The following is a 21,613-nucleotide window of genomic DNA, read 5'->3' on the forward strand; positions in this document are numbered from 1 at the left end:
GTCGCCAATTTAAAATGTGATGTTTGCCCCAAAAGTAAATGTGCGTGGGTGGGGATAAACGTTCATGCTATTATTCGTTGCAGTGTTTTCCGGGTCTTCGCCGGTATATTTCGTGATAGTCCAAAGATTCATCCCTTGAGCAAACAAACGGACGCTCTGGATACCGGTACCGGACAGCACCGAAGACGGCAAACTGTAACCAAATGTCAATTGCTTTAAGCGGATATACGAAGCGTCCTGCAGCCATCGCGATGAAAAGGTCGTAATGGCTACGCTTCCGGGCTCAGCACCGTTATAAAATGGTCGAGGCACACCAGTAATGTCACCAGGCTGGGACCAAGCGTCATACAACTGGCTTTTCAGTTGATTGTACCCGTATGCGCCGGATAATTCCAGCGGGTAATTCATATCCGTCCACGCCATATTCCCATACTGATACTGGAATAGCACGTCGAGAGAAAACCCTTTATAACTAAATGTATTGGTCCAACCGCCGAAGAAATCAGGGTCGTAACTTCCGTATGCACGACGGTCATCTGCTGAAATTGGGGAATACGTGATATTTCCATTGATGTCGTAATACATTGCCCTGCCGTCAGCAGGATTCACACCCGCCCAGGGAATGGTATACACTTGATTCAGTTTCTTTCCTACTGTGTACCGTCCGTCATTGATCTGCGGGTTTCCGTCACGATCCAACGCCGCATCCTCATTTAATTCAAGGAGTTTGTTATCTATAAGGGCTATATTGAATGATGAAGTCCATTTAAAACCGCCGGCATCAACAGGCACACCCCCCAATTCCAAATCAATACCCTCCATTCTAGCCCGCCCCGCATTGACCGTGATACTGCCGTACCCAGAATCTTGGGGAATTTGTTGAGATAGCAACATTTGGTTGCGGTGGTTGCGGTAGATATCAAACGAACCAAAAAGCCGATTACGGAATAGCCCGAAGTCCAAACCCAGATTGATGGACTCTACCTCCTCCCAGGTCAGATCAGCAATTCCAATTTGGTCAGGACGCAAAGTAGGCTGCCCATTGTAAGCAGCGCCAGCACCTGGTGAACTAAATAGGGTCATGGCCGCGAAATTGCCAATACCGCTTTGATCCCCTGTTACGCCGTAGCTTGCCCGTAACTTTAATTCGTTCACAAACCGTACGTCAGACAGGAAATTCTCCTCAGAAAGTCTCCAACCCCCGGACAACCCGTAGAATAAACCAAACTTGTTATCTGCGCCAAACCGCGAGGAACCGTCATAACGTACGTTGCCCGAAAGCAGATATTTGCCCTGATAGTCATAATTCACATTTCCGATTACACTAGCCAACTTGAATCCAGTGAATGTCGAACCATAGCCCGTATTCGTGGAAGCTTGGCTGATCAAGCGCAACATAGTATTTGGAAAGCCCTGGGCAGATGCGCTTAACACCCTTTGCGTATAATCACGATATTCCACCCCTGCCATTGCGCTGAAGTTATGATCTGCCCCGAACACCGTATTGTAGTTTGCCGTCAAACTCGTGTTCCAGTTCAATGTCCGATAATAGTTTTCTGCCCCAGTACCACCGGTACCGGCGTACGCGGGAATACTTGAAGGCCGATAATTGAAGTTCCGTGCATCAGTAAAATCAACACCCCCATAAGCCCGGACACGCAACCCTGGAATAATGTCATAGTTCAGTGCAATTGTACTAATTGTTCCATAAGTATTCGTTTCTCGATCTTCTTCATGCAGCACTTGCACAATATTATAACCGTAACCATTAATCAGGTCGTTGTTCCATCCACCTTCTTCGTCATAGATCGGATTAAGTGTCGGCACCAACAAGGCTCCTGTAAAGGGTGTATTGGTGTAAAACCCATTTCCATGAGCAGGGCCTCGGGAAATTGTATTGTGAAGGTTTATGCGAGTCTCAATCGAAAACTTATCAGACGCACGATGCTCCAAGTTCGCTCGAAGGTTTCCTCGTGTAAAATCTGACCCGATATTCGTTCCTTCAGTTTTATTATACCCACCGCCGATAAAAAAGCTTGTTTTTTCACTGCCTCCTGAAAAAGAGATGTTATATTGCCCCATGTTGCCCTTCCGAAATACGGCATCATACCAGTTTATATTTGGAATACTTGCGGGATCTGGGTTGTTCGGAGATCCGTAAAGCCTATTGTTCCATGCACGTGTACCATTTTCGCCATTCCCAGACACTACTAGGTATTGGTTATAGTATGCTTGCCGGTATATCTCATAATACTCTGGACCTGTGGCTAAATCATAGGGATTTGGATTTTCCTGGAAACCCTGCTGAATATCCACTTTAATAACAGTCCTTCCAGCTTTACCCTTTTTGGTGGTGACAAGCACTACCCCGTTAGCGGCCTGCGCACCGTAAATCGAAGCTGTTGCAGCATCCTTCAGGACCTGGATAGATTCGATATCCTCCTGATTAATAAATGAAAATAGATTTTGAGTGGTTTGGGTTGACAATCCCCCCGGATTCATCTGCACACCATCGATGATATACAAGGGTTGCGCACTTCCATTTACCGAAACAGCACCACGGATATTAACATTCAACCCGCCCCCTGGTTGCCCTCCATTAGACGTGACCTGAACGCCGCCCAACCGGCCCTGCATTGCCCTGTCAAAAGACTGCGTCGGCAGGTTTTCAATTTCTCCGCCCGACAAGACCGATACCGACCCTGTCAAACTTTGCTTTTTCAACTCCTGACCATAACCGGTAACAATCACTTCTGTTAATACAGAAGCGTCTTCTGATAACCTGACATTAATTACGTCGCCTGAGCCTATAGGCACCTCCTGCTCGGCATAACCGATTGAACGAAAAATCAATGCTGTAGCCCCACTTGGAATAGCAATCGAGTAATTGCCCTTCCACATCGGTTTGGACGCCAATTTGTACATCCTTTACAATGACCGAAACACCTGGAATTGGGCTTCCGTCCCCAGCTGAAGTCACTGAACCGCTGATTCTTCTGTCTTGGGCGTATAGTGCTCCACCGAACAATGTCGCCAACATAAAGAAACATAGTAATTTTTGTTTCATTCTAATGGATTTGATTAATTAATAAATAAACAGTTCACTTACCCAGAAATTGGATTTCTTATTTATCTTAGGCTTTGGATTACTATGAACAATTCGATAATGTGTTTGTGTTAGATTAAGAGACATGACAGTCCAGCCGTTGACTAACGACTTACTATAAAATGTCACGAGCAGTATGGATGATTTTCAAGTAACTTTTTTACATAAGCAACATAATTAATGATTAATAAATTCAAAACATCAACATACCCAAGCGTAATGTCAATTAATATATGCCAAATGTAAATTAATATTTTACAAAAAGCAAAATAATATGACATTTTATCTTAAAAAGACATCATTTTATCAATGCATAATTAACAAAAAGCAAGATATTTTTGCGATATGGCCAAAATAAACACAAAAACACTGGGGGAGATCATCAAAGAGACGATGAAAGAGCGGGGAATCAAGGGATCGGTTGTGGCCAGAAAGATGAACGTGTCAAGGCAAACGATCAATCAAATCGATCTGCGCAAAAAATTTGACATCGAGTTTCTCCAGAGCTTCAAGGAAGCCTCCGGGCTGGATTTTACTAAGCATGCCTTTGATGACGTGATGGATAAGATGCCGGAGGAGCAAAAGGTCAAATACTTGGGTCAGCAACCCAAAATAACTGTCAACATCAGCATCTCTGCCAATAAAGAAAGCCTTGAAAACCTGCCCACCTTTATCAAGCAAGTAGAAGACCTTGGAAAACGCTACGGGTTTGAACTTGTTTAATCAATCCACTCAAATCCGGTATAAGGCACCAACACTTCCGGTATTTTAATCCCCCTGTCCGTTTGGTTGTCTTCCAAAATACACGCCAATATACGGGGTAAGGCCAATGCACTGCCATTAAGCGTATGCGCCAATTGCATTTTACCGTTTTCACCCTTGAAGCGTACTTTCAGCCGATTGCTTTGGTAGGTTTCGAAGTTGGAAACGGAAGACACCTCCAACCAGCGCTTTTGGGCTGCGCTCCATACTTCCATATCATAGGTAAGTGCAGACGTGAAGCCCATATCCCCGCCGCAAAGGCGCAGTACCCGATACGGGAGGTTCAGCGCTTGTAGCAGCGACTGCACATACGTGCTCATGGTTTCCAGCACCTCGTACGATGTATCGGGATGCACGAGCTGTACGACCTCCACCTTATCAAATTGGTGCAGGCGGTTTAATCCGCGCACATGCGCACCATATGATCCGGCTTCCCGCCGGAAACAGGGCGTATAGGCCGTGAGTTTTATGGGAAAATCGGTTTCCTTCACTATGGTATCACGGTAAAGGTTTGTCAACGGTACTTCGGCGGTAGGGATCAGGTAAAGATTGTCGATACCGACGTGGTACATCTGCCCTTCTTTGTCGGGCAACTGGCCCGTACCAAACCCGGAAGCTTCATTGATTAAAATCGGCGGCTGTACTTCCCGGTATCCAGCTTTTTCGGCCTGGTCAAGGAAGAAATTAATCATCGCACGCTGCAGACGGGCACCTTTGCCTTTATACACCGGGAAGCCAGACCCCGAGACTTTGGTACCGAGTTCGAAATCGATGATATCGTATTTTGTGGCAAGTTCCCAGTGCGGCAGGGCATTGTCCGGTAATTCAGGACGGTGGCCGTGCTCCAGCACCACCTCGTTGTCTTCCGCTCCGGCACCTCTGGGCACGGTGTGGTGCGGCAGGTTAGGCAGGAGTACCAGCTTTTCGTAAAGGTCGGCCTCAACTAACGCTTGCTCATCGGCCAGCTTTTTCTGCTGTTCCTTATACCCGCCGGAGCGTGCTTTGATAGCTTCCGCTTCGTCGCGTTTCCCTTGGCGCATCAACTCGCCGATTTGCCGTGCCGCAGCATTAGCTTCCGCTGCAAGGGCATCAGATTCAGTCTGGATTTCCCTGCGCCGTTCATCCAGCGCAATCACTTCATCCACCAGTTCCAATGCTTTGAAATTCCGGAGAGCCAGGCGTTCAATCACCTGATCGCGGTTTTCACGAATATAATTAACTTGCAACATACGCTAAAATAGTTATTGATTCATTATTTGTTCTTTAACGGCGTCGATGAGATCGCTTCGCTAAGTTTGTTTTCTAATGGCGATAAGACCGCCATGATCTTCGGCCTTCAAGGGCATGCAAGCTCGGCTTGACTATTCTTTGTTTGATTTTTGCAAATCATGACGGTTTCGCTTATTTTGCAGCGGCAAAAATAATAAAAATGCTTTACCTCGTCCCCACTCCTATCGGTAATCTTGAAGATATGACCTTACGGGCCATACGTGTCTTGAAAGATGCCGATGTCATCCTCGCGGAAGACACCCGCACCAGCGCACCACTGCTCAAGCATTTCGGCATCGAAAAAAAAGCATATGCCCATCATCAGCACAACGAGCATAAGGCTGTCAACGAGGTGATCCGCTTCTTAAGGGAAGGCCAAAACGTGGCACTGATTTCTGATGCCGGTACGCCTGCGATATCTGACCCCGGTTTCTTACTGGTGCGTGAGGCTATTAAATCGGGGATTGCTGTACAGTGTCTACCGGGTGCTACGGCCTTTGTACCGGCTTTAGTGGCGTCCGGCTTGCCTTGCGACCGCTTTTGTTTCGAGGGATTCCTGCCGGTGAAAAAAGGCCGCCAAACCCGGCTGAAGGCGTTGGCAGGCGAAAGCCGTACCATGATCTTCTATGAATCGCCCCATCGGCTACTCAAAACGCTCCAGGAGTTTGCCGATGTATTCGGACCAGAAAGGCCGGCTTCCATATCACGTGAAATCAGCAAGGTCTACGAAGAAACGGTCCGGGGAACGTTCGCCGAGTTAATCAGCCACTTCCAAACGCATACGCTAAAAGGCGAATTTGTGGTATGTGTGCAGGGATTTGCTTAGATCTTTAGTATCTTAGCATCGCAAATGAACATTGACCGATATATCAACGACGGGCAGGATCCCAAAGTTGCCGAAAAACTGTTACTTAAATTGCAGGACATGCTTACTGCAGGCGAGCATATCCACTATATCGCTGTACAGAAAATGCCGGCCGTGACCTTGTTTCCGGACAGCATAGCGGTGACGGACAGGCGCATTTTTTTCTGTAAATCCACCAAGCTGGGCTTGGCCACCGATTTTGAAATCTTCCAGTGGAATCATGTCCTGGACCTCTCCTTTAAAGAAGGTGTCTTAGGAGCTAAGGTCATCGTCAAACGCTCAGCAGGCGAAGAACCTTACGTGATGGGATACATTCCCAAAAATCAGGCGCGCAAACTCTACCAATGGGGCAACGAGGCGCTTGAAAAACAACGTCGGCTGGAAAAGCAGGCCGACGAAGAACCTACATTGAAAATCATGCCTGTAAACGAACAGGAAGACGAGCTTACGCTAAAACTCAAAAAGCTGAAATCGCTATTTGAGCGGCAATTGATCACGCAAGCGGAATACGAAACCAAAAAAAACGAACTGTTATCCCAACTCTGACTGTGAAAAAGAATTACTTGCTTGCCCTCCTGAGTGCCTTCCTATTATGGCTGGCTTGGCCCCCAGTCCCCTACACCGCTCCACTCCTCTGGGTGGCTTTTGTGCCCATCTTGCTGGCGCTGGAATCGGTGATGCGGAGCAATTACCGAAAAAAGGGAGCCAAGGTGTTTCTGCTTGCAGGGCTCATGGGCCTGGTATGGAACACGGCTTCCATCTATTGGGTATTCAACGCCATGAATGCCGTAATGCCAATATATGCGGCAATGTTTGTCGCACTAATCCCCTTTGGGTTGGCCGCCGTGTTGATGGCGTTCGCCTTTCGCCTATATTACCAGCTGAGGAAACGCTATGCCATCGGGTGGTCCTTAGCCGGATTGGCTTGCTTTTGGATAGCCTATGAATACCTGCATCAAACGTGGGATCTCGCCTTTCCGTGGATGACCTTGGGCAACGGATTTGCCAACACCCACCAACTTGTGCAATGGTACGAATATAGTGGCGTATATGGCGGTACCGTATGGATTTTAGCCGTCAATATCGCGCTTTTTCTGGCGATATTGTCCGCCCGTGATGGGTTTGCACCGGTGCGCCGCTATAGCTTGCTGGCAACAGCGGGTACCCTAATTATCCTTCCATCTGCGTGGTCGCTATGGCGTTATTCCACGTACGAAGAACGCGAAAACCCCTCGAATATCGTAGTCGTCCAGCCCAATATCGATCCATACGGCAAATTTGGTCCCATTCCACCGGCCGAACAAATTGAAAACCTAATCCGCCTCTCGGAGTCCGTAGCCCAGCCGAATACCGAATTTTTTATATGGCCCGAAACGGCCATCGCAGCCCCAGACGGTTATAATGAAGAAGAGTTCCTCCGACATCCTTTCTTCCTCCGTATACAAGACTTTCTCACCCACTATAAGAATGGAAACCTGCTATCTGGCATCGAGAGCTATTTGATATACAGCGGTCCGGAAACACCTACCGCGCGTGAATTCAGCGGTATATATTACGATGCGTTCAACGCTGCGATATTGGTCGAAAACTCGGCGAAATTACAGTATTACCACAAGTCTAAGCTGGTACCCGGTGTGGAGCAGACTCCATTCGGCGGTGCGCTGGCGTTCATGAAGCCGCTCTTCAAGGCGTTTGGCGGCACCACCGGCGGATATGGCCGCCAAGACAAACCCTCCGTTTTTTATTCACAAAGTGGTATTGGCGCGGCTCCGGTCATCTGCTACGAATCGATATGGGGAGACTATGTCGCACAATACATCGAACAAGGCGCGCAGTTCATTGCGGTGATTACAAACGATGGCTGGTGGGGCGATACATCTGGCAAAGACCAGCACCTGGCTTATGCCAAACTGCGTGCCATCGAAACCCGGCGATGGGTAGCCCGATCGGCCAACACGGGCATTTCGGCATTCATCAATCAACGCGGCGATGTGGTGCAAAGAACGGAATGGTGGGTACCCGCCGCCCTCAAACAGGACATCAACCTCAACGAGGAGATCACATATTACGTGAAGGCAGGGGATTACCTCGCCTATGCCGGATGCGCAGGCAGCCTGGTATTTGCCTTATTGGCCTTGTCTACACGTTGGAAACGTCGTAATCAATAATTATGTTCACAGGCATCATCGAAACTATCGGTACCGTAACCCACCTTCGGCAAGAAGCAGGAAACCTGCATATTACCGTTGCTTCCTCTCTATCTGACGAATTAAAAATCGATCAGAGCGTATCGCACAACGGCGTGTGCCTGACGGTAGTGGGGCTGTCGCCGGGCGAGCATACCGTCACAGCGATTGCCGAGACGCTGTCGAAAAGCAACCTCGGCACGCTGCGGGTAGGCAGCCTGGTCAACCTTGAACGCTGCACCCGGGTGGGCGACCGATTGGACGGCCATATCGTGCAGGGACACGTCGACCAGACCGCGCAGTGCCTCGCCGTGGAAGAACAACAAGGCAGCTGGCGCTATACATTCCGGTATAATGATGCGTCCGGCAACATTACCGTGGAAAAAGGCTCCATCACCGTCAATGGGATCAGCCTCACAGTCGTCGATTCCGAGCGCGACCAGTTTTCAGTCGCCATCATTCCTTACACCTACGAACACACCAACCTTAAACAGGTCAACGCAGGCGATACCGTCAACCTTGAATTTGATATTATCGGTAAGTACGTGGCACGTATGATGGAACTGCGGCGTTAACGGCAACAGGTCTACATTACCCGGCTTTTCCGGCATCGGGCATATGGACGATCCGCATTTCCTGTTGCGGATACGGTATGGTGATGTTATTGGCGTCTAACGCCAACTTGATGTTTTCGAAATTAGCGTAATACGCATCCCAATAGCTGTCTTTGGGCGCCCAGGCCCTGATAATCAAGTTTACCGAACTATCGGCCAGTTCGCCGACATGTACTTCCGGTTTTGGTGTTTTTAATATTCGCTTGTCTTCGGCCAGCACGTTTAGAATGACCGCACGTGCTTCTTTAATGTTCGACTCGTAGGAAATGCCTATTCGGTATTCGATGCGTCGCTGCGAAATACTGGAATAATTGGTAACGACCGAATTAGCCAAGGGGCCGTTGGGCACAAACACGGCTATGCCCTCGGCCGTACGCAACGTCGTATAAAGAATGTCTATCCGTTCTACGGTGCCGGATGCCCCCGTTGCGCTGCTTACATAATCACCTACCCGAAAAGGGCGGAAAAGCAAAATCAGCATTCCGCCGGCGAAATTCGAGAGACTCCCCTGCAGGGCTAAGCCGATGGAAAGGCTAGCCGCCCCTAATACCGCGATAAACGAGGTTGTTTGTATGCCTATCATCGAAGCAACCGACAGGATAAGCATGATGTACAGCGCAATTTTCACGATGCTGGCCACAAAATCCCGCAGCGACAAATCCACATTACGCCGCTCAAACCGCCGACGCATAATCGTCAGTATCAACCGAATAAGCCAGCTACCGACAATTAATAACACGACGGCAAGCAACAAACTCGGCACTTTGGCTAATACCGCTTCGGTAATGCGCTCTAATGCCAGCTCAATCTTTTCCATAGTTTGTAAAATTAACAATTCGGAATGAATTTGCATATCATTGTGTTTTTCCCGAAATTTGTTTAAACCGGCTACGAAAATGGGTACGGCCGGACAGGTGACCATGGATTGGAAGCACGCCATCAACGATTTCAAGCACTACCTTCAATTGGAGCGGGCCGTATCGGCCAACACCGTGGAAGCCTACCTCAATGACGTGACCAAGCTGTGTCAGTTTGCCGAACCGCGGGGTATTCTGCCCGATGCGGTCACCGCAAGCCAACTGCAGGATTTCTTAGCATGGATTAACGGCTTCGGGCTGTCTGCCTATAGTCAGGCGCGCATCCTGTCGGGCATCAAGACATTTTACCTGTTTATGAGCCTCGAATACGGACTAATCGAAAATCCCACCGCCTTGATTCAGGCTCCGCGGCTTGGACGCAAGATCCCCGATGTACTCAACATCGTGGAAATAGACCGCCTCATCGCCGCTATCGATCTATCCACGCCTGAAGGCATACGCAACAAGGCCATGCTTGAAGTGTTATATGGCTGCGGTTTGCGGGTCAGCGAATTGGTCGGACTGAAGCTATCCAACCTATTCCTCGACATCGAATTTATCAAGGTCACGGGCAAGGGAAACAAGGAACGCCTCGTCCCCATTGGCAGCCAAGCCATCAAACACCTCCGCATCTACGTAGAAGAAGTACGTATCCACCAAAAAATAAAGGCGGAATGTGCCGACTTTGTGTTCCTTAACCGACGTGGATCGCCGCTTACCCGCGTAATGGTATTCCTCATTATTAAAGAACTGGCCAACGCCACCGGACTGAAAAAGAAAATCAGCCCCCACACCTTCCGCCACTCCTTCGCCAGTCACCTGGTCGAGGGAGGTGCTGATTTGCGAGCCGTCCAGGAAATGTTGGGCCACGAAAGCATCACCACAACCGAAATCTATACACATGTCGACCGCGATTACCTGCATTCCGTCATCACGCAATACCACCCACGTTCGTAACATCGACTACTAATGAAATTTTGTTGCATTTAATTTATGTATTAAAGCACCGATGTCGTAATTTTGAGCCGACTATTGCAACACAGATGCAAATAAAAAAAGTACTTGCTACATTTCTGGCTTCGTTATTATTCTTGACGACGGTTTATGCACAAACGGCGAATTGTACGTTGACCATCAGGGGTAGGGTCATCGACAGCGATACGCAGCTTCCATTATCCGGAGTTACGATACGTGTTAGCCCCGGCGAATACCAAGTCATCTCGGATGGCCATGGTTATTTCCGGCTGCCGCAACTCTGCAAGGGTACACCGTATGTGCTGACTGCCACAAGTATCGGCTTCGATAGCCTATCCATCCGCCTTCCGCTGGACCAGGACGAAATCGTCACCATTGCGCTACACCACGGCCATATCCACTTACATGACGTCGACGTGGTAGGCCATCAGCAGACCATTGCCACGACAAACCGTGTAACAACAACTTCCCGGGAGCAGGTTGCGCAGGTACAGGGTAAGACATTGGCCGATATCTTTAGCACGCTGCCCGGCGTAAGCATGCTACAGACCGGCACGACCATTGCCAAACCGGTCATTAATGGTATGCATAGCAACCGCATTCTCATCCTGAATAATGGTATCCGGCAAGAGGGGCAGCAGTGGGGCAGTGAGCATGCTCCGGAAATCGATCCGTTCATTGCCAAGGATTTTAAGCTGATAAAGGGCGCGGAAGGCGTACGCTACGGCGCTGATGCGATTGGTGGTGTCATCATCACATTCCCGCCGCCCTTACCGATCGATCCCCACCTATCAGGCGAACTGAACGCTATATACCAGACCAACGGACGGGGAGGCGTAATATCCGGCATGCTGCAGTCCGGCGTCAACGGCATTAGCGGCTTGGCCTGGCGTGTACAGGGCACGGCCAAAAGAAGCGGCAACGTGCGCACGGCCGATTACCACCTAGGAAATACCGGGGTCGCTGAATACAATGCTTCGGCAGCGGTGCGTTACAACCATACCAGTTCGGCCTTCGAAGCGTATTACAGCCGTTTCCAGACGTCGCTGGGCATTTTCACGGGAGCCCATGTTGGCACCATCGCAGATATACAAGCCCGCGTAGAAGCCGGCGAACCGTTCGAACGCTATCCGTTTACATATGCCATCAATGCACCAAGGCAACGTGTCACCCATGACTTGGGTAAGCTCAAATGGCACCGCGACCACGCCGGCGGCGGAAGCCTGGATATCCAATATGGTATTCAGCGTAACCACCGCCAGGAGTACGATATCCGACGCGCAGGCCGCGACGCTTTGCCCATGCTCGATATGGTGCTCACCACGCAGACGCTGGACGCGGCCTATCAGACACCTCTGTATGGCAAATGGCGGACACAGGCGGGCACAAACCTCACATTACAGGTAAACAACAATATCCCCGGTACGCTAAACACGCCACTCATCCCCAATTATGATAGTTTCACCGCTGGAGCCTTCGCCATCCAACGGTTCATTGAAAACAACCATGAGTGGGAATTGGGCATCCGCTATGACTTCAGGGCATTCGATGCCGCAGGATTTGACCGGAACCAAAACCTTTATGGAGGCCAGCGCGACTTCCATAACGTCAGCGGATCGTTCGGTGGCATCTGGCGTCCCAACGCGGCTTGGCAATTGCGCAGCAACATCGGCCTGGCCTGGCGGGCACCCAACGCAAATGAATTATACAGCAATGGCTTGCATCATGGTGCGGCCTTATACGAAATCGGAGATGCCCAGCTGGAAAGCGAGCACGGCTATAAATGGGTGATAAGCCCTTCGTACGTGCAGGGCCGGGTGAGCGTCGATCTCGACCTCTATGCACAATACGTACAGCATTACATCTACGCACAGCCTTCGCCCGGCGAGTTTATTCAAACCATCCGGGGTATATTCCCCGTATTCAGGTACAGGCAGACCGACGCGACATTTTTCGGCGCTGACCTTTCCGTGACGTACGAGCTGCCTTACAGTTTGGATTACCAGCTTAATGCTTCGCTCATCCGCGCACGCGATAGCCGGAACGATGTATTCCTGCCTTATATCCCCGCAGACCGGCTTAACCACCGCGTGCGGTGGCAGATTCCGTTAATGAATAAGGTTGCCAGTGATACCTACGTTACCCTTGAACACCGATGGGTGTTTGAGCAGAAACGGTATGAGCCTGACTCGGACTACGCACCGCCACCGCCCGCCTACCATTTGTTCGCGCTATATGCAGGCAGCAAACTTGCTGTGGGCAGCCACCAACTGGATGTGGGGATCTCGCTCAATAATGCGTTCAATACGGCATACCGCGAATATATGAATAGATTCCGCTATTACAGCCACAATTTAGGCCGTGAAGTCGGTATCCGGTTATCGTATTCTTTTTGAGCCACACGCTTTCAATACCACGTTAAATAACACACGTATAGACACTGATATTCAATAAGTAACAAATAAAAATTATCGATATGAAAAAGCAATTCAAAACGATCGCCCTCGCATCCATCGCATTGGGGCTTTTCGCATGTTTCTCGTCCTGCAGCAAAGACGATCCCGCACCTGAAATCCCACAGGAAGAAGTCGGCCGAGCCAGGCTGACGTTTACCGAAGTAGCATGGCACGGTGATCATGCGGATGACCTCGAAAATCCCGAGGTTGTGGAAGTTGAGTTTGACGCACAGGGGTTGCCGCCTGTCGGCGCCCACTTACATTTAAACGCCGGCAAGACCTATCGGCTTGAATTGACGACCTACGATTTTGCCGGCAGGGAAAGCCAGCACGAATTTGTGAATGAAGCTCATATCCACCAAATATTCCTTTTAGGTGCTCCCGATGGCGTATTGGATTACCAATATGCGGATCCCAATAATGCCCGGGTAGGCATAACCGGTTATTTACACGTGCTGAGAGCGTCCGACAGCTTTATCTTTAACCTGATCCTGCGTCATTTAAATGAAGGGGTGAAATCCAGCATCACGGCTGACGATTGGAACAACCCCAATTATACGCAGTTCAGCGGGGTGAATGACCTCGACCTCAACGTGGAGGTCCATGTCGTTGAAGGCGACCATGATCACTAATCTGCTGATTGTCCTCACTCCGTGATCGTTGTTACTTATTCACTCCGCCTCCTGGCTTTATCAAGCCTAATCATGGCGCCGAAGTCAAGCCCCATCGCCATAGCCTCCACGGTCATGGCGATGCGCTTGGCGCGTGTAGGCCCCGTCTTGGCGCCATTGATGTGGTTGATGAAGTAATTACGGTGCGATTTGGCCAGGGCCATAAAGCGCCCCATTAAATCTGCCTCATCGTCCAGCAGACAGATCTCGAGGTCTTCCGGTACTTCGATAACAAAATCCTTATCTTCCTCCAGCCGCAAGACCAAGACATCGCCCACCCCTTTCCGCAACGCTTTCCGCATACCGGCGTTAATGGCTAAAAAATAATCGCCTTCCCCCTTGGGCATTAAGGAAAGCCCCGAAAAAGGATGCCCATCAATTTCACCGCGCACACGGTAGGCCTGCCGGTAGTCCGGCTTAAGCTGGTTGGCAATATGATACGGCACATCCACATACGCCCACCCCACCATGGCTGCCCCGTGGGTTTCCGATCGGTGTATCGCTGCCTGAAATTCTACTGTCATCCTGCTTTACTTAAATCAACATAAAGTACGTCACAAGAGCTGCTTAACTCTTGCAACCTTACCGATTCATTAAACAGACCGTAAACTGCTGATCCGCTCCCACTCATTGCGGCAAACACAGCTCCTTTCTCATACAAAAGCATTTTAAGTGCCCTGATTTCCGGGTGGGCTGCAAAAATGCCCGGCTCAAAATCGTTAGCGATGGTGTCGCGCCAGGTTTCTACCGGACGGGTAATGGCCGATGCCAATTGTTTACCTTCCGGATTGGGAATCACCGTACCGTAGGCCTCGCCGGTGGAAACATGCACATTGGGCTTGACCAGCACCAGCTGGTATGCCGATAAATCCACGTTCACGTCCTCGAAAACATCGCCGATGCCCGTGGCCAGGACCGGTGTATTCCGGATAAAAAAAGCACAGTCAGCACCCAACTGGCGTGCATACGTTATCAGTTGCGGTTCTTCGAGGCCAAGGCCGAATGTCGAATTGAGCAGTTTCAATAAAAAAGCAGCGTCTGCCGAGCCCCCGCCGAGCCCGGCCCCGATGGGAATGGTTTTATGCAAATAAATAGTTACCGGCGGCAAATCATACGCCGCACGAAGCAGATGGTAGGTTTTGAGGCACAGGTTGTCATGGCTATCCCCGGGTATGGGCAAACCGGACGGGACGAATCGTGTTTCTGCCGCCTCGACCACTTCCAGCACGTCGTAGATTTTCAGCGGGTAAAAAACCGTTTCCAGGTTATGGTATCCGTCGTCACGGCGATTGAGCACCTGAAGTCCGATATTGATTTTTGCGTTGGCAAAGGTCACCATACTTCCTGTCGTTAAGAAAAACTCCGATGCGACGGCCAAGCCCCCTTGAGCTTGCGGATAAAAATGATCTGCCCGGTATGATAGGCGTCATGTACAGTCAAATCCAAAAACTGCGCACCTATGGGCTCACTTGGCGCCGGCGTATCAAGGTCGCCATCTTCCATATCCTGTAAGAGTCGCCCCAAGGTACGATGCGTGTCAAACAACTTTGCAACCGCATCTTGCCATGCCGCTTCCCCACTACCTTTTACCACGAAGGTTTCGTCGTTGCCCGAAAGTGGCTGGTCTGCGAATCCCTTTATCCGTCTGATCAGCCGCTCTTTGAAGTATATGACGTGCGCCACGGTTTCCCAGATGGTATTTGCCGCCGCGCCCTCCGGCCTCCAGGAGGCCAGTGATGCATCGACGTCCCGAAGTGCATCCGCATAGGGTGGATACCATCCTTCCTTTTCGGCGGCAAACTGCCAATATTGCTGTATGATTGATTTTCTATCCATGAGATCGTCTAATTATCGTTATCTGCAAACTAAGACAAAATTGCTTTTTTTCACAAGTGTTTATTTCCATCAATTGTACGTAACCATTCATGCACGTTTTGCAGTACCTTAACAGCTGTCTGCCAGCGGATATTCATGACGACGGCAAACAATTCGGGCAGCTGATTGTTGATCGTTCGAAAATTAATTCGCATGGAGATGAACATACGCGCTTACTTCCTAATGGGGAGCCTTGCCTTATGCATGGCATGCCAAAGCGGCAACCGGAACGAGACGGCGGCCAATGACACCATGCTACAAGCCGACAGGTTACCGGAAGATCAGGAGCAAAAATACTGCTTCCTGCGAACGGAAGGCACACAGCGCCAAGACTCGTCTTACGTGCAACTGGTCATCAGGGGCGAGACCGTTAGCGGCATTTACAATACGATTCCTCATGAAAAAGATGCCCGGCGCGGTACCGTGCTGGGGCAGCGCAAAGACCATGTATTCTATTTGGTATGGACATATTCGCAAGAAGGGATGCAAGACACCATGCGGGTGGTGTTTACATTACGAGACGGCAAGCTCATGCAGAAACCCTTAAGCGTAGACTCGCTGACCGGCCGGCAGGTTACACGGGATACTAGCGGCTTTTCGGTGACTTACGAACCGGTGGATTGCGCGGCTGACTAACGAAGGAGACTGTGCTGGCTGGCCGTGAAGATATCGCGCCATATCCGGTTGATTTCGGTACCGGCGTCGGCAGCCACCATCCCGGCAAGGGGGTAAAGCGCCATCACTTGCTGCCGGCACCTATGCACCAGGGCCCTGCTGCTGTCACTTACCGCCTGGAGCTGCGACGGCGCTATTGTTCCCAACCGCTGCAATTCATCCCATGATGCGTCCACCACTTGAAGAAACAACTCTCTTGCTTTCACCAGCTGGTTTTGCGCCATGTCGGCCGCTTGAACCGCATCGGCCTTATCTATTGCCGCCACACATGCCACAAAGTGGCGCGCCATACCCAACGTGTTGGCTGCCAATGTGACTTCCGCAAATTGTAAAAAGGGATACCGATAGGTCGGATGGGGAAATGTAGCTCGTTCGGGCGCGATGGTAAACGCTTGGGATTCATCAATCCGGCTGTCAGCAATCTCAAACGAATGGCTCGCCGTGGCTTTCAACCCAAAGGCTTTCCAATCTTCGATAATCCGGACGTTATCCTTGGCAAGGAAAAACGACCGGACCAGGGGGTTGCCAGCATCGTCCATCAAGGGTACACCGCGTTGTTCAAGCACGCAATTGACCGTGAAATGGGTCAGATGGGGTGCACCGGTGGCGTAACGCCACACGCCCGTAATACGGTAGCCACCGTTTTCAACCACCGCCCTGCCGGACGCCTGCCCGCTCCCACCAAAGCATACCGTACGTTCCGAAAATATAGACGCCGCTACCGACGGATCAATGTAACCCACAAACAGGTTCGCCCCAGCACAGAGCGTCACCGTCCACCCCAAACTGCCGTCGATACATGCCAATTCTTCTTCCAAGCGAACCCCTTCGGGCACAGTTAATTCCAGTCCGCCATACTGTTTTGGTACAAACAGCTTAAACCATCGCTGGTCATAAATAATGGCCAGTTGTTCGGATGTCAGGCAGCCATTCGTCTCCGCATGGCGCGACAACTCGCTAAGCAACGTGGCTATTCGCGCAGCAATCATGCGCCTGCCCGCTCCCGATTGATGATCCGTTTCCATTCGAAATAGCCGAAGATCGCTACGATAAACAAAAACAGGGTTAATAACGCGTAAAGATGAAGCCCTTTATAAACGAATAAGGGTATGGCAAATGCATTGCTGACATTGAGCAATATCCAGTTCTCTATTTTGCGCTTAGCAAGCAGCCACATACCCGCCCAAGCGGTGGCACTTACCCAGGCATCCCATACCGGCACCGTTGAGTCGGTAAAACGCACCAAGGCACCATACAGAACCGGGAAGCCCAACGCGACAATCAACAGCGCGATCCCCCACTCCCTTGCTGAAGCATACGATGCCTTTACTGGTTCGTCGCCGCTGCGCTTAAGCCAATAGGCCCACCCATAGACGCTCATCACAAGGTAGTAAAGATTCAACAGGATCTCGGCATATAATCCAGCCTCGTTCAAGACATAAATCGTGATCACGATACTGGCTATGCCAAAAGGATAAAGCAGCACATTATTGGTTTTGGCCAGCAGCACTTGAACTACACCGCAGGCCACCCCTACCCAGTGCAATAACGGTGTTCCCGTGAGCTGTACAACCAGTTCATCCATCCAATCAGCGGGTAGGGCTTCGCCTATCACCATTAAACCGATTCAAGCGTTCCCTCGAGTTTCAATATCGCCGCCGAACGTTCCCGGATTTCCCTACAGAGCTGCTCATCGGCGGCAATAGAACGGCCAAAGGATGGGATCATCTCATGCAGTTTGGTCAGGTATTGCGCGGTCTTTGCCCGCTCGGGGAAGCACCTCGCCAGCAAATCAATCATGATGGATACAGACGTGGATGCGCCCGGAGACGCGCCCAAAAGCGCGGCGATGGAACCGTCGGCACTGCTCACAACTTCGGTACCAAACTCCAGTATCCCACCATGTTTCTCATCTTTTTTAATCACCTGCACCCGTTGCCCGGCTACCTCAAGTTCCCAGTCCTCCTTCCGAGCGGTAGGCACATATTCTTTCAACGCCGCCAACCGATCGTCCGGACTTTGCCGCACCTGGTTGATGAGGTATTTGGTCAATGGGATGTTGTCCATACCGGCGGCGAGCATAGGCCTGATATTATTGAATTTAATGGAAGCAGGCAAATCCAGCCATGAGCCATTTTTCAGAAATTTAGTAGAAAAACCAGCATACGGTCCAAATAGCAAGGCTGTCTTTCCGTCGATGACACGGGTATCCAAATGAGGTACCGACATCGGAGGCGACCCTACGGCCGCCTTGCCATACACCTTGGCGTGATGCTTCGCAATAACCTCCGGATTAGTGCATTTCAACCATTGCCCGCTTACCGGGAATCCGCCAAAGCCCTTGGCTTCCTGGATACCTGATTTTTCAAGCAGCAACAGCGACCCGCCGCCTGCACCGATGAATACGAATTTCGCCGATACAGTACGTTTCTTGTCTGTGGTAAGATTCTTTACCGTGACTTCCCACCGGCCATTTGCAGCGCGCTCGATATCACGGACCTCATGCGCCAAACGCAATTTGACATTGCTTTTCCTCGCCAAGTGGAAAAATAGCGAGCGGGTCAACGCACCGAAGTTGACATCCGTTCCAATGTCGATCTTTGTGGCAGCAAGCTGCTCATCCGGATTCCGTCCCTCCATGATCAGCGGTACCCACTGCCTTAGCACCTCATGGTCTTCTGTATATTCCATGCCCTGGAACAGGTGGTGGTCCCGCATGGTTTCATATCGCCTGCGTAAGAACGAAACATTTGACTTACCAAATACAAAACTCATATGGGGTACACTGCGGATGAACTGCTCCGGTTGATCCACCAATCCGTTTGCAACCAGGTACGCCCAAAATTCTTTGGATATTTCAAACGCTTCAGCAATTTTGATCGCCTTGCTAATGTCCACCGAACCATCTGGCCGCTGCGGTGTATAGTTCAATTCACATAGTGCTGAATGCCCTGTACCCGCATTGTTCCAAGCGTCCGAACTCTCGGCCGCCACCTCATCTAATCGCTCAAAAACTTCGATGCTTGCGCGGGGGTGCAGTTCATTGATCAGTGTGCCCAGGGTGGCACTCATGATACCCGCGCCGATAAGAATTACATCCACCTCCTCGGCGGTTTTTTTTCTTCTTTTAGCCATAGTCTTAATTGCCGCAAAATTAATGACAGAAATCAGATTATTTCCAAATTTTCATCATTAATTACAGAATTTTAACAATTTAAAATCCAACTGCCTAAATACTGCCATTTATAACAAACGAACAAAAACGCTTCTACAAAGCCGAATTCGCGCCGGCATTCGAATCCGTTGCATTATTCATGCCCTCGGCAGCCGGTTGTCCATTCCCTCTGCCTTTTTGCCTGAAATTACGCTTCTTCTTTGGTTTGCTGCTTCGTCTTTTTGCCGTATTTGCTGTCGCTGCTGCTGTCCGCTCGACAGCCATGCCTTCAGGAAGCTGCCCTTCTTCCACTTCGCTGTCCATCAACCGTTCGATGGCGGCAAAACGTCTGGTATCACGTTGGTTTACAAACGTTATGGCTGTACCCGTGCGTGCCGCACGGGCAGTTCGCCCAATCCGATGGATATAGTCTTCCGGATCGGGCGGCACGTCATAGTTGACCACCAAGTCGATGCCCTCGACGTCAATACCACGGGACAGCACGTCGGTGCCGATTAATATGGGAAGCTGCTTATTTTTAAAACGGAGCAGGATTTTTTCCCGTTCATCCTGAGGAAGGTCTGAATGGAAGGGTTCAACGGACAATCCCAATTTTCCCAGTTCGCGGCCCAATATTTTAACCTTCTCTTTTGTCGATGAAAACACGATCACGCTACTGTATGTCCCCGACTGCAAGAGCTGTTTCAACAAAGCTATTTTCTGCTCATCTGGCACACGGTAATGCCGTTGCGTAATACCCTCTGCGGGTTTCGAGATGGCGATGTTGACCTGCTTGGGATGCTTGAGCAAAGCTTTGGCAAATGTGCGTATTTTTGGCGGCATCGTTGCAGAAAACAACATGGTCTGCCGTTCCGTTGAAACCTGCCGTACAATACGGTTGATATCATCTTTGAATCCCATATCCAGCATGCGGTCGGCCTCATCGAGCACGAGAAACTTGATCTCATCCAGGCGCACCGCCCCAGAATTCAAATGAGCGATGAGCCGTCCGGGAGTAGCTATCACAATATCAACCCCGTCACGCAATGCCTTACGCTGTTGTTCATAACCAATGCCGTCCCCTCCGCCATAAATAGCGATAGACGTGATCCCGGTAAAATAGGCCAGGCCTTCCACCTGCTGATCGATTTGCACTGCCAGTTCGCGCGTCGGGGCCAGCACCAAGGCCGAAATAATCGGACGGTGTTCCATACGGCATATAGCGTCCATGACCGGCAACAAATACGAAGCTGTCTTACCCGTACCCGTCTGCGCACAGGCGATCAGGTCATGTTTGCTCTGGATAATCGGGATGGTTTCGGCTTGGATGGGGGTGGGTGTCTTGAACCCCATGCTATTTAGTCCTTCGAAAAGGCTGTCATCAAAATTAAAATCGCTGAACGTCAAAGTATATCTCGTTAAATAATAATGCAAAAGTACGCAATTTCAGCAGATTATACGCATACAAAAGAATTGACCTCTTGACCGCTTTTGTCAAATTTCCGTTAAGAATAGCGAGAGCAACGCTTTTTTCGCAAATAATACTTTCCTTTGCCGACCGAATGAACATTCAATTGGAACATACAACAGACAAGAAAGGTGCTATATTTGAAAGCACGCTTCGATTGGTTATGAAGCAAGGGTTTCATGGTAGCCCGATGAGTCAGATAGCACAGGAAGCAGGTGTTGCAACGGGTACCATCTACCATTATTTCTCTTCAAAAGATGAATTGATAGTCGAATTATTTAAACATTGCAAATACAAAATAGGAAGTGCAATGTTTAAAGTAGAAGAAGGGCAACTACCTTATCCGGCACGCTTTGTCGCGATCTGGACAAACTTGGTACATTTTTACATCCAACATCCGGAGGTGTTGAGTTTTATGGAACAGTTTTTTTCATCGCCGTACGTCGAAGCCATTCATGGCCATGGGTGCAATATACAGATGCAAAACGAATTATCCAATTTTTTTCAACAAGGCATCGAGGAACACCACATCAAACCACTGGATATCAATATCCTCAGTGCTGCCTTCATCGGTACCGTGACCGCTACCGCAAAGCGGCACATCAACGGCCACTATTCGTTTGACGAATCCTCCATGAACGAAATGGTCTCCATTATATGGGATGGAATTAAAAAATAGA

General features: G+C 49.9%; 20 protein-coding genes. 10 read left to right on the forward strand and 10 right to left on the reverse strand.

Annotation, left to right across the window (positions count from 1 at the left end):
* Positions 1-9: 9 nt before the first annotated feature.
* Entirely contained in the window at positions 10-2,925 is a 2,916-nt protein-coding gene (locus tag B5X72_RS19280) for a SusC/RagA family TonB-linked outer membrane protein (protein ID WP_079718559.1), read from the reverse strand.
* A gap of 526 nt (positions 2,926-3,451) precedes the next feature.
* Here B5X72_RS19280 and B5X72_RS19285 point away from each other — a divergent pair.
* Positions 3,452-3,829: a helix-turn-helix domain-containing protein gene (locus tag B5X72_RS19285; protein WP_079718560.1), complete on the forward strand. Its 378-nt coding sequence runs from the start codon at positions 3,452-3,454 to the stop codon at positions 3,827-3,829.
* On the opposite strand, the gene serS is transcribed toward B5X72_RS19285, so the two are convergent.
* Positions 3,826-5,097, reverse strand: a complete 1,272-nt coding sequence (gene serS / locus B5X72_RS19290) for a serine--tRNA ligase (RefSeq protein WP_079718561.1) — start codon at positions 5,095-5,097, stop codon at positions 3,826-3,828. The genes B5X72_RS19285 and serS overlap by 4 nt on opposite strands.
* A 200-nt stretch (positions 5,098-5,297) precedes the next feature.
* Here serS and rsmI point away from each other — a divergent pair, with 200 nt between their 5' ends.
* The 4 genes from rsmI to B5X72_RS19310 are packed head-to-tail and all read left to right on the forward strand — an operon-like array spanning position 5,298 to position 8,763.
* Positions 5,298-5,963 (forward strand): 16S rRNA (cytidine(1402)-2'-O)-methyltransferase, encoded by a 666-nt coding sequence (gene rsmI / locus B5X72_RS19295; protein WP_079718589.1) that lies wholly within the window; start codon positions 5,298-5,300, stop codon positions 5,961-5,963.
* A 24-nt stretch (positions 5,964-5,987) separates the two neighbouring features.
* The gene (locus tag B5X72_RS19300; RefSeq protein ID WP_079718562.1) at positions 5,988-6,548 is read left to right on the forward strand and encodes a PH domain-containing protein; all 561 of its coding nucleotides are present in this window, start codon (positions 5,988-5,990) and stop codon (positions 6,546-6,548) included.
* A 2-nt stretch (positions 6,549-6,550) separates the two neighbouring features.
* Positions 6,551-8,170, forward strand: coding sequence for an apolipoprotein N-acyltransferase (gene lnt / locus B5X72_RS19305; protein ID WP_079718563.1), 1,620 nt, complete (start codon positions 6,551-6,553; stop codon positions 8,168-8,170).
* Between the two features lie 2 nt (positions 8,171-8,172).
* Positions 8,173-8,763, forward strand: coding sequence for a riboflavin synthase (locus B5X72_RS19310; RefSeq protein WP_079718564.1), 591 nt, complete (start codon positions 8,173-8,175; stop codon positions 8,761-8,763).
* Positions 8,764-8,779: 16 nt separating this feature from the next.
* On the opposite strand, the gene B5X72_RS19315 is transcribed toward B5X72_RS19310, so the two are convergent.
* Entirely contained in the window at positions 8,780-9,619 is an 840-nt protein-coding gene (locus B5X72_RS19315) for a mechanosensitive ion channel family protein (protein ID WP_079718590.1), read from the reverse strand.
* A 103-nt stretch (positions 9,620-9,722) separates the two neighbouring features.
* Between B5X72_RS19315 and xerD the strand changes: the two genes are divergently transcribed.
* The 3 genes from xerD (at position 9,723) to B5X72_RS19330 (ending at position 13,722) form a co-directional block, all read left to right on the forward strand.
* Entirely contained in the window at positions 9,723-10,616 is an 894-nt protein-coding gene (gene xerD, locus B5X72_RS19320; RefSeq protein ID WP_079718591.1) for a site-specific tyrosine recombinase XerD, read from the forward strand.
* Positions 10,617-10,702: 86 nt separating this feature from the next.
* The gene (locus B5X72_RS19325; RefSeq protein WP_079718565.1) at positions 10,703-13,030 is read left to right on the forward strand and encodes a TonB-dependent receptor; all 2,328 of its coding nucleotides are present in this window, start codon (positions 10,703-10,705) and stop codon (positions 13,028-13,030) included.
* 80 nt (positions 13,031-13,110) lie between these two features.
* On the forward strand, positions 13,111-13,722 hold the full coding sequence (locus tag B5X72_RS19330; protein ID WP_079718566.1) for a hypothetical protein: 612 nt from the start codon (positions 13,111-13,113) through the stop codon (positions 13,720-13,722).
* Positions 13,723-13,757: 35 nt separating this feature from the next.
* On the opposite strand, the gene B5X72_RS19335 is transcribed toward B5X72_RS19330, so the two are convergent.
* Genes B5X72_RS19335 through B5X72_RS19345 form a run of 3 tightly spaced genes read right to left on the reverse strand, consistent with a single transcriptional unit; the run spans position 13,758 to position 15,597 of the window.
* On the reverse strand, positions 13,758-14,285 hold the full coding sequence (locus tag B5X72_RS19335; RefSeq protein ID WP_079718567.1) for a YdeI/OmpD-associated family protein: 528 nt from the start codon (positions 14,283-14,285) through the stop codon (positions 13,758-13,760).
* Positions 14,282-15,100 (reverse strand): 4-(cytidine 5'-diphospho)-2-C-methyl-D-erythritol kinase, encoded by an 819-nt coding sequence (gene ispE, locus B5X72_RS19340; RefSeq protein WP_079718568.1) that lies wholly within the window; start codon positions 15,098-15,100, stop codon positions 14,282-14,284. Before ispE ends, B5X72_RS19335 begins: the two co-directional genes overlap by 4 nt.
* A gap of 11 nt (positions 15,101-15,111) precedes the next feature.
* On the reverse strand, positions 15,112-15,597 hold the full coding sequence (locus B5X72_RS19345) for a DinB family protein (RefSeq protein WP_079718569.1): 486 nt from the start codon (positions 15,595-15,597) through the stop codon (positions 15,112-15,114).
* A 192-nt stretch (positions 15,598-15,789) separates the two neighbouring features.
* Between B5X72_RS19345 and B5X72_RS19350 the strand changes: the two genes are divergently transcribed.
* Positions 15,790-16,272 carry a hypothetical protein gene (locus B5X72_RS19350; protein WP_079718570.1) on the forward strand — a complete coding sequence of 161 codons (483 nt, stop codon included), beginning with the start codon at positions 15,790-15,792 and terminating at the stop codon, positions 16,270-16,272.
* Here B5X72_RS19350 and B5X72_RS19355 read toward each other — a convergent pair.
* The 4 genes from B5X72_RS19355 to B5X72_RS19370 form a co-directional block, all read right to left on the reverse strand.
* Complete coding sequence (locus tag B5X72_RS19355) at positions 16,269-17,336, reverse strand: acyl-CoA dehydrogenase family protein (protein WP_217698167.1); 1,068 nt, start codon at positions 17,334-17,336, stop codon at positions 16,269-16,271. The two genes, B5X72_RS19350 and B5X72_RS19355, sit on opposite strands and share 4 nt — an antisense overlap.
* On the reverse strand, positions 17,297-17,929 hold the full coding sequence (gene pnuC, locus B5X72_RS19360) for a nicotinamide riboside transporter PnuC (RefSeq protein WP_079718571.1): 633 nt from the start codon (positions 17,927-17,929) through the stop codon (positions 17,297-17,299). Before pnuC ends, B5X72_RS19355 begins: the two co-directional genes overlap by 40 nt.
* Positions 17,929-19,470 (reverse strand): malate:quinone oxidoreductase, encoded by a 1,542-nt coding sequence (locus tag B5X72_RS19365; protein ID WP_262497498.1) that lies wholly within the window; start codon positions 19,468-19,470, stop codon positions 17,929-17,931. The genes pnuC and B5X72_RS19365 overlap by 1 nt, the downstream gene beginning before the upstream one ends.
* Before the next feature lie 109 nt (positions 19,471-19,579).
* The gene (locus B5X72_RS19370; RefSeq protein WP_079718573.1) at positions 19,580-20,872 is read right to left on the reverse strand and encodes a DEAD/DEAH box helicase; all 1,293 of its coding nucleotides are present in this window, start codon (positions 20,870-20,872) and stop codon (positions 19,580-19,582) included.
* 155 nt (positions 20,873-21,027) lie between these two features.
* Here B5X72_RS19370 and B5X72_RS19380 point away from each other — a divergent pair, with 155 nt between their 5' ends.
* Complete coding sequence (locus B5X72_RS19380) at positions 21,028-21,612, forward strand: TetR/AcrR family transcriptional regulator (RefSeq protein WP_079718575.1); 585 nt, start codon at positions 21,028-21,030, stop codon at positions 21,610-21,612.
* The last annotated feature ends 1 nt before the right edge of the window (position 21,613 follow it).

Source organism: Parapedobacter luteus, assembly GCF_900168055.1.
In the GTDB taxonomy this organism is placed as follows: Bacteria; Bacteroidota; Bacteroidia; order Sphingobacteriales; family Sphingobacteriaceae; genus Parapedobacter; species Parapedobacter luteus.

Coding starts and splice junctions, on each gene's coding strand:
- B5X72_RS19300 (WP_079718562.1), top strand. CDS start 5,988: ATGAACATTGACCGATATATCAACGACGGGCAGGATCCCAAAGTTGCC.
- ispE (WP_079718568.1), bottom strand. CDS start 15,100: ATGGTGACCTTTGCCAACGCAAAAATCAATATCGGACTTCAGGTGCTC.
- B5X72_RS19280 (WP_079718559.1), bottom strand. CDS start 2,925: ATGTACAAATTGGCGTCCAAACCGATGTGGAAGGGCAATTACTCGATT.
- xerD (WP_079718591.1), top strand. CDS start 9,723: ATGGATTGGAAGCACGCCATCAACGATTTCAAGCACTACCTTCAATTG.
- serS (WP_079718561.1), bottom strand. CDS start 5,097: ATGTTGCAAGTTAATTATATTCGTGAAAACCGCGATCAGGTGATTGAA.
- B5X72_RS19325 (WP_079718565.1), top strand. CDS start 10,703: ATGCAAATAAAAAAAGTACTTGCTACATTTCTGGCTTCGTTATTATTC.
- B5X72_RS19315 (WP_079718590.1), bottom strand. CDS start 9,619: ATGGAAAAGATTGAGCTGGCATTAGAGCGCATTACCGAAGCGGTATTA.
- B5X72_RS19380 (WP_079718575.1), top strand. CDS start 21,028: ATGAACATTCAATTGGAACATACAACAGACAAGAAAGGTGCTATATTT.
- B5X72_RS19355 (WP_217698167.1), bottom strand. CDS start 17,336: ATGGAAACGGATCATCAATCGGGAGCGGGCAGGCGCATGATTGCTGCG.
- B5X72_RS19285 (WP_079718560.1), top strand. CDS start 3,452: ATGGCCAAAATAAACACAAAAACACTGGGGGAGATCATCAAAGAGACG.
- pnuC (WP_079718571.1), bottom strand. CDS start 17,929: ATGGTGATAGGCGAAGCCCTACCCGCTGATTGGATGGATGAACTGGTT.
- B5X72_RS19330 (WP_079718566.1), top strand. CDS start 13,111: ATGAAAAAGCAATTCAAAACGATCGCCCTCGCATCCATCGCATTGGGG.
- B5X72_RS19345 (WP_079718569.1), bottom strand. CDS start 15,597: ATGGATAGAAAATCAATCATACAGCAATATTGGCAGTTTGCCGCCGAA.
- B5X72_RS19335 (WP_079718567.1), bottom strand. CDS start 14,285: ATGACAGTAGAATTTCAGGCAGCGATACACCGATCGGAAACCCACGGG.
- rsmI (WP_079718589.1), top strand. CDS start 5,298: ATGCTTTACCTCGTCCCCACTCCTATCGGTAATCTTGAAGATATGACC.
- B5X72_RS19350 (WP_079718570.1), top strand. CDS start 15,790: ATGGAGATGAACATACGCGCTTACTTCCTAATGGGGAGCCTTGCCTTA.
- B5X72_RS19310 (WP_079718564.1), top strand. CDS start 8,173: ATGTTCACAGGCATCATCGAAACTATCGGTACCGTAACCCACCTTCGG.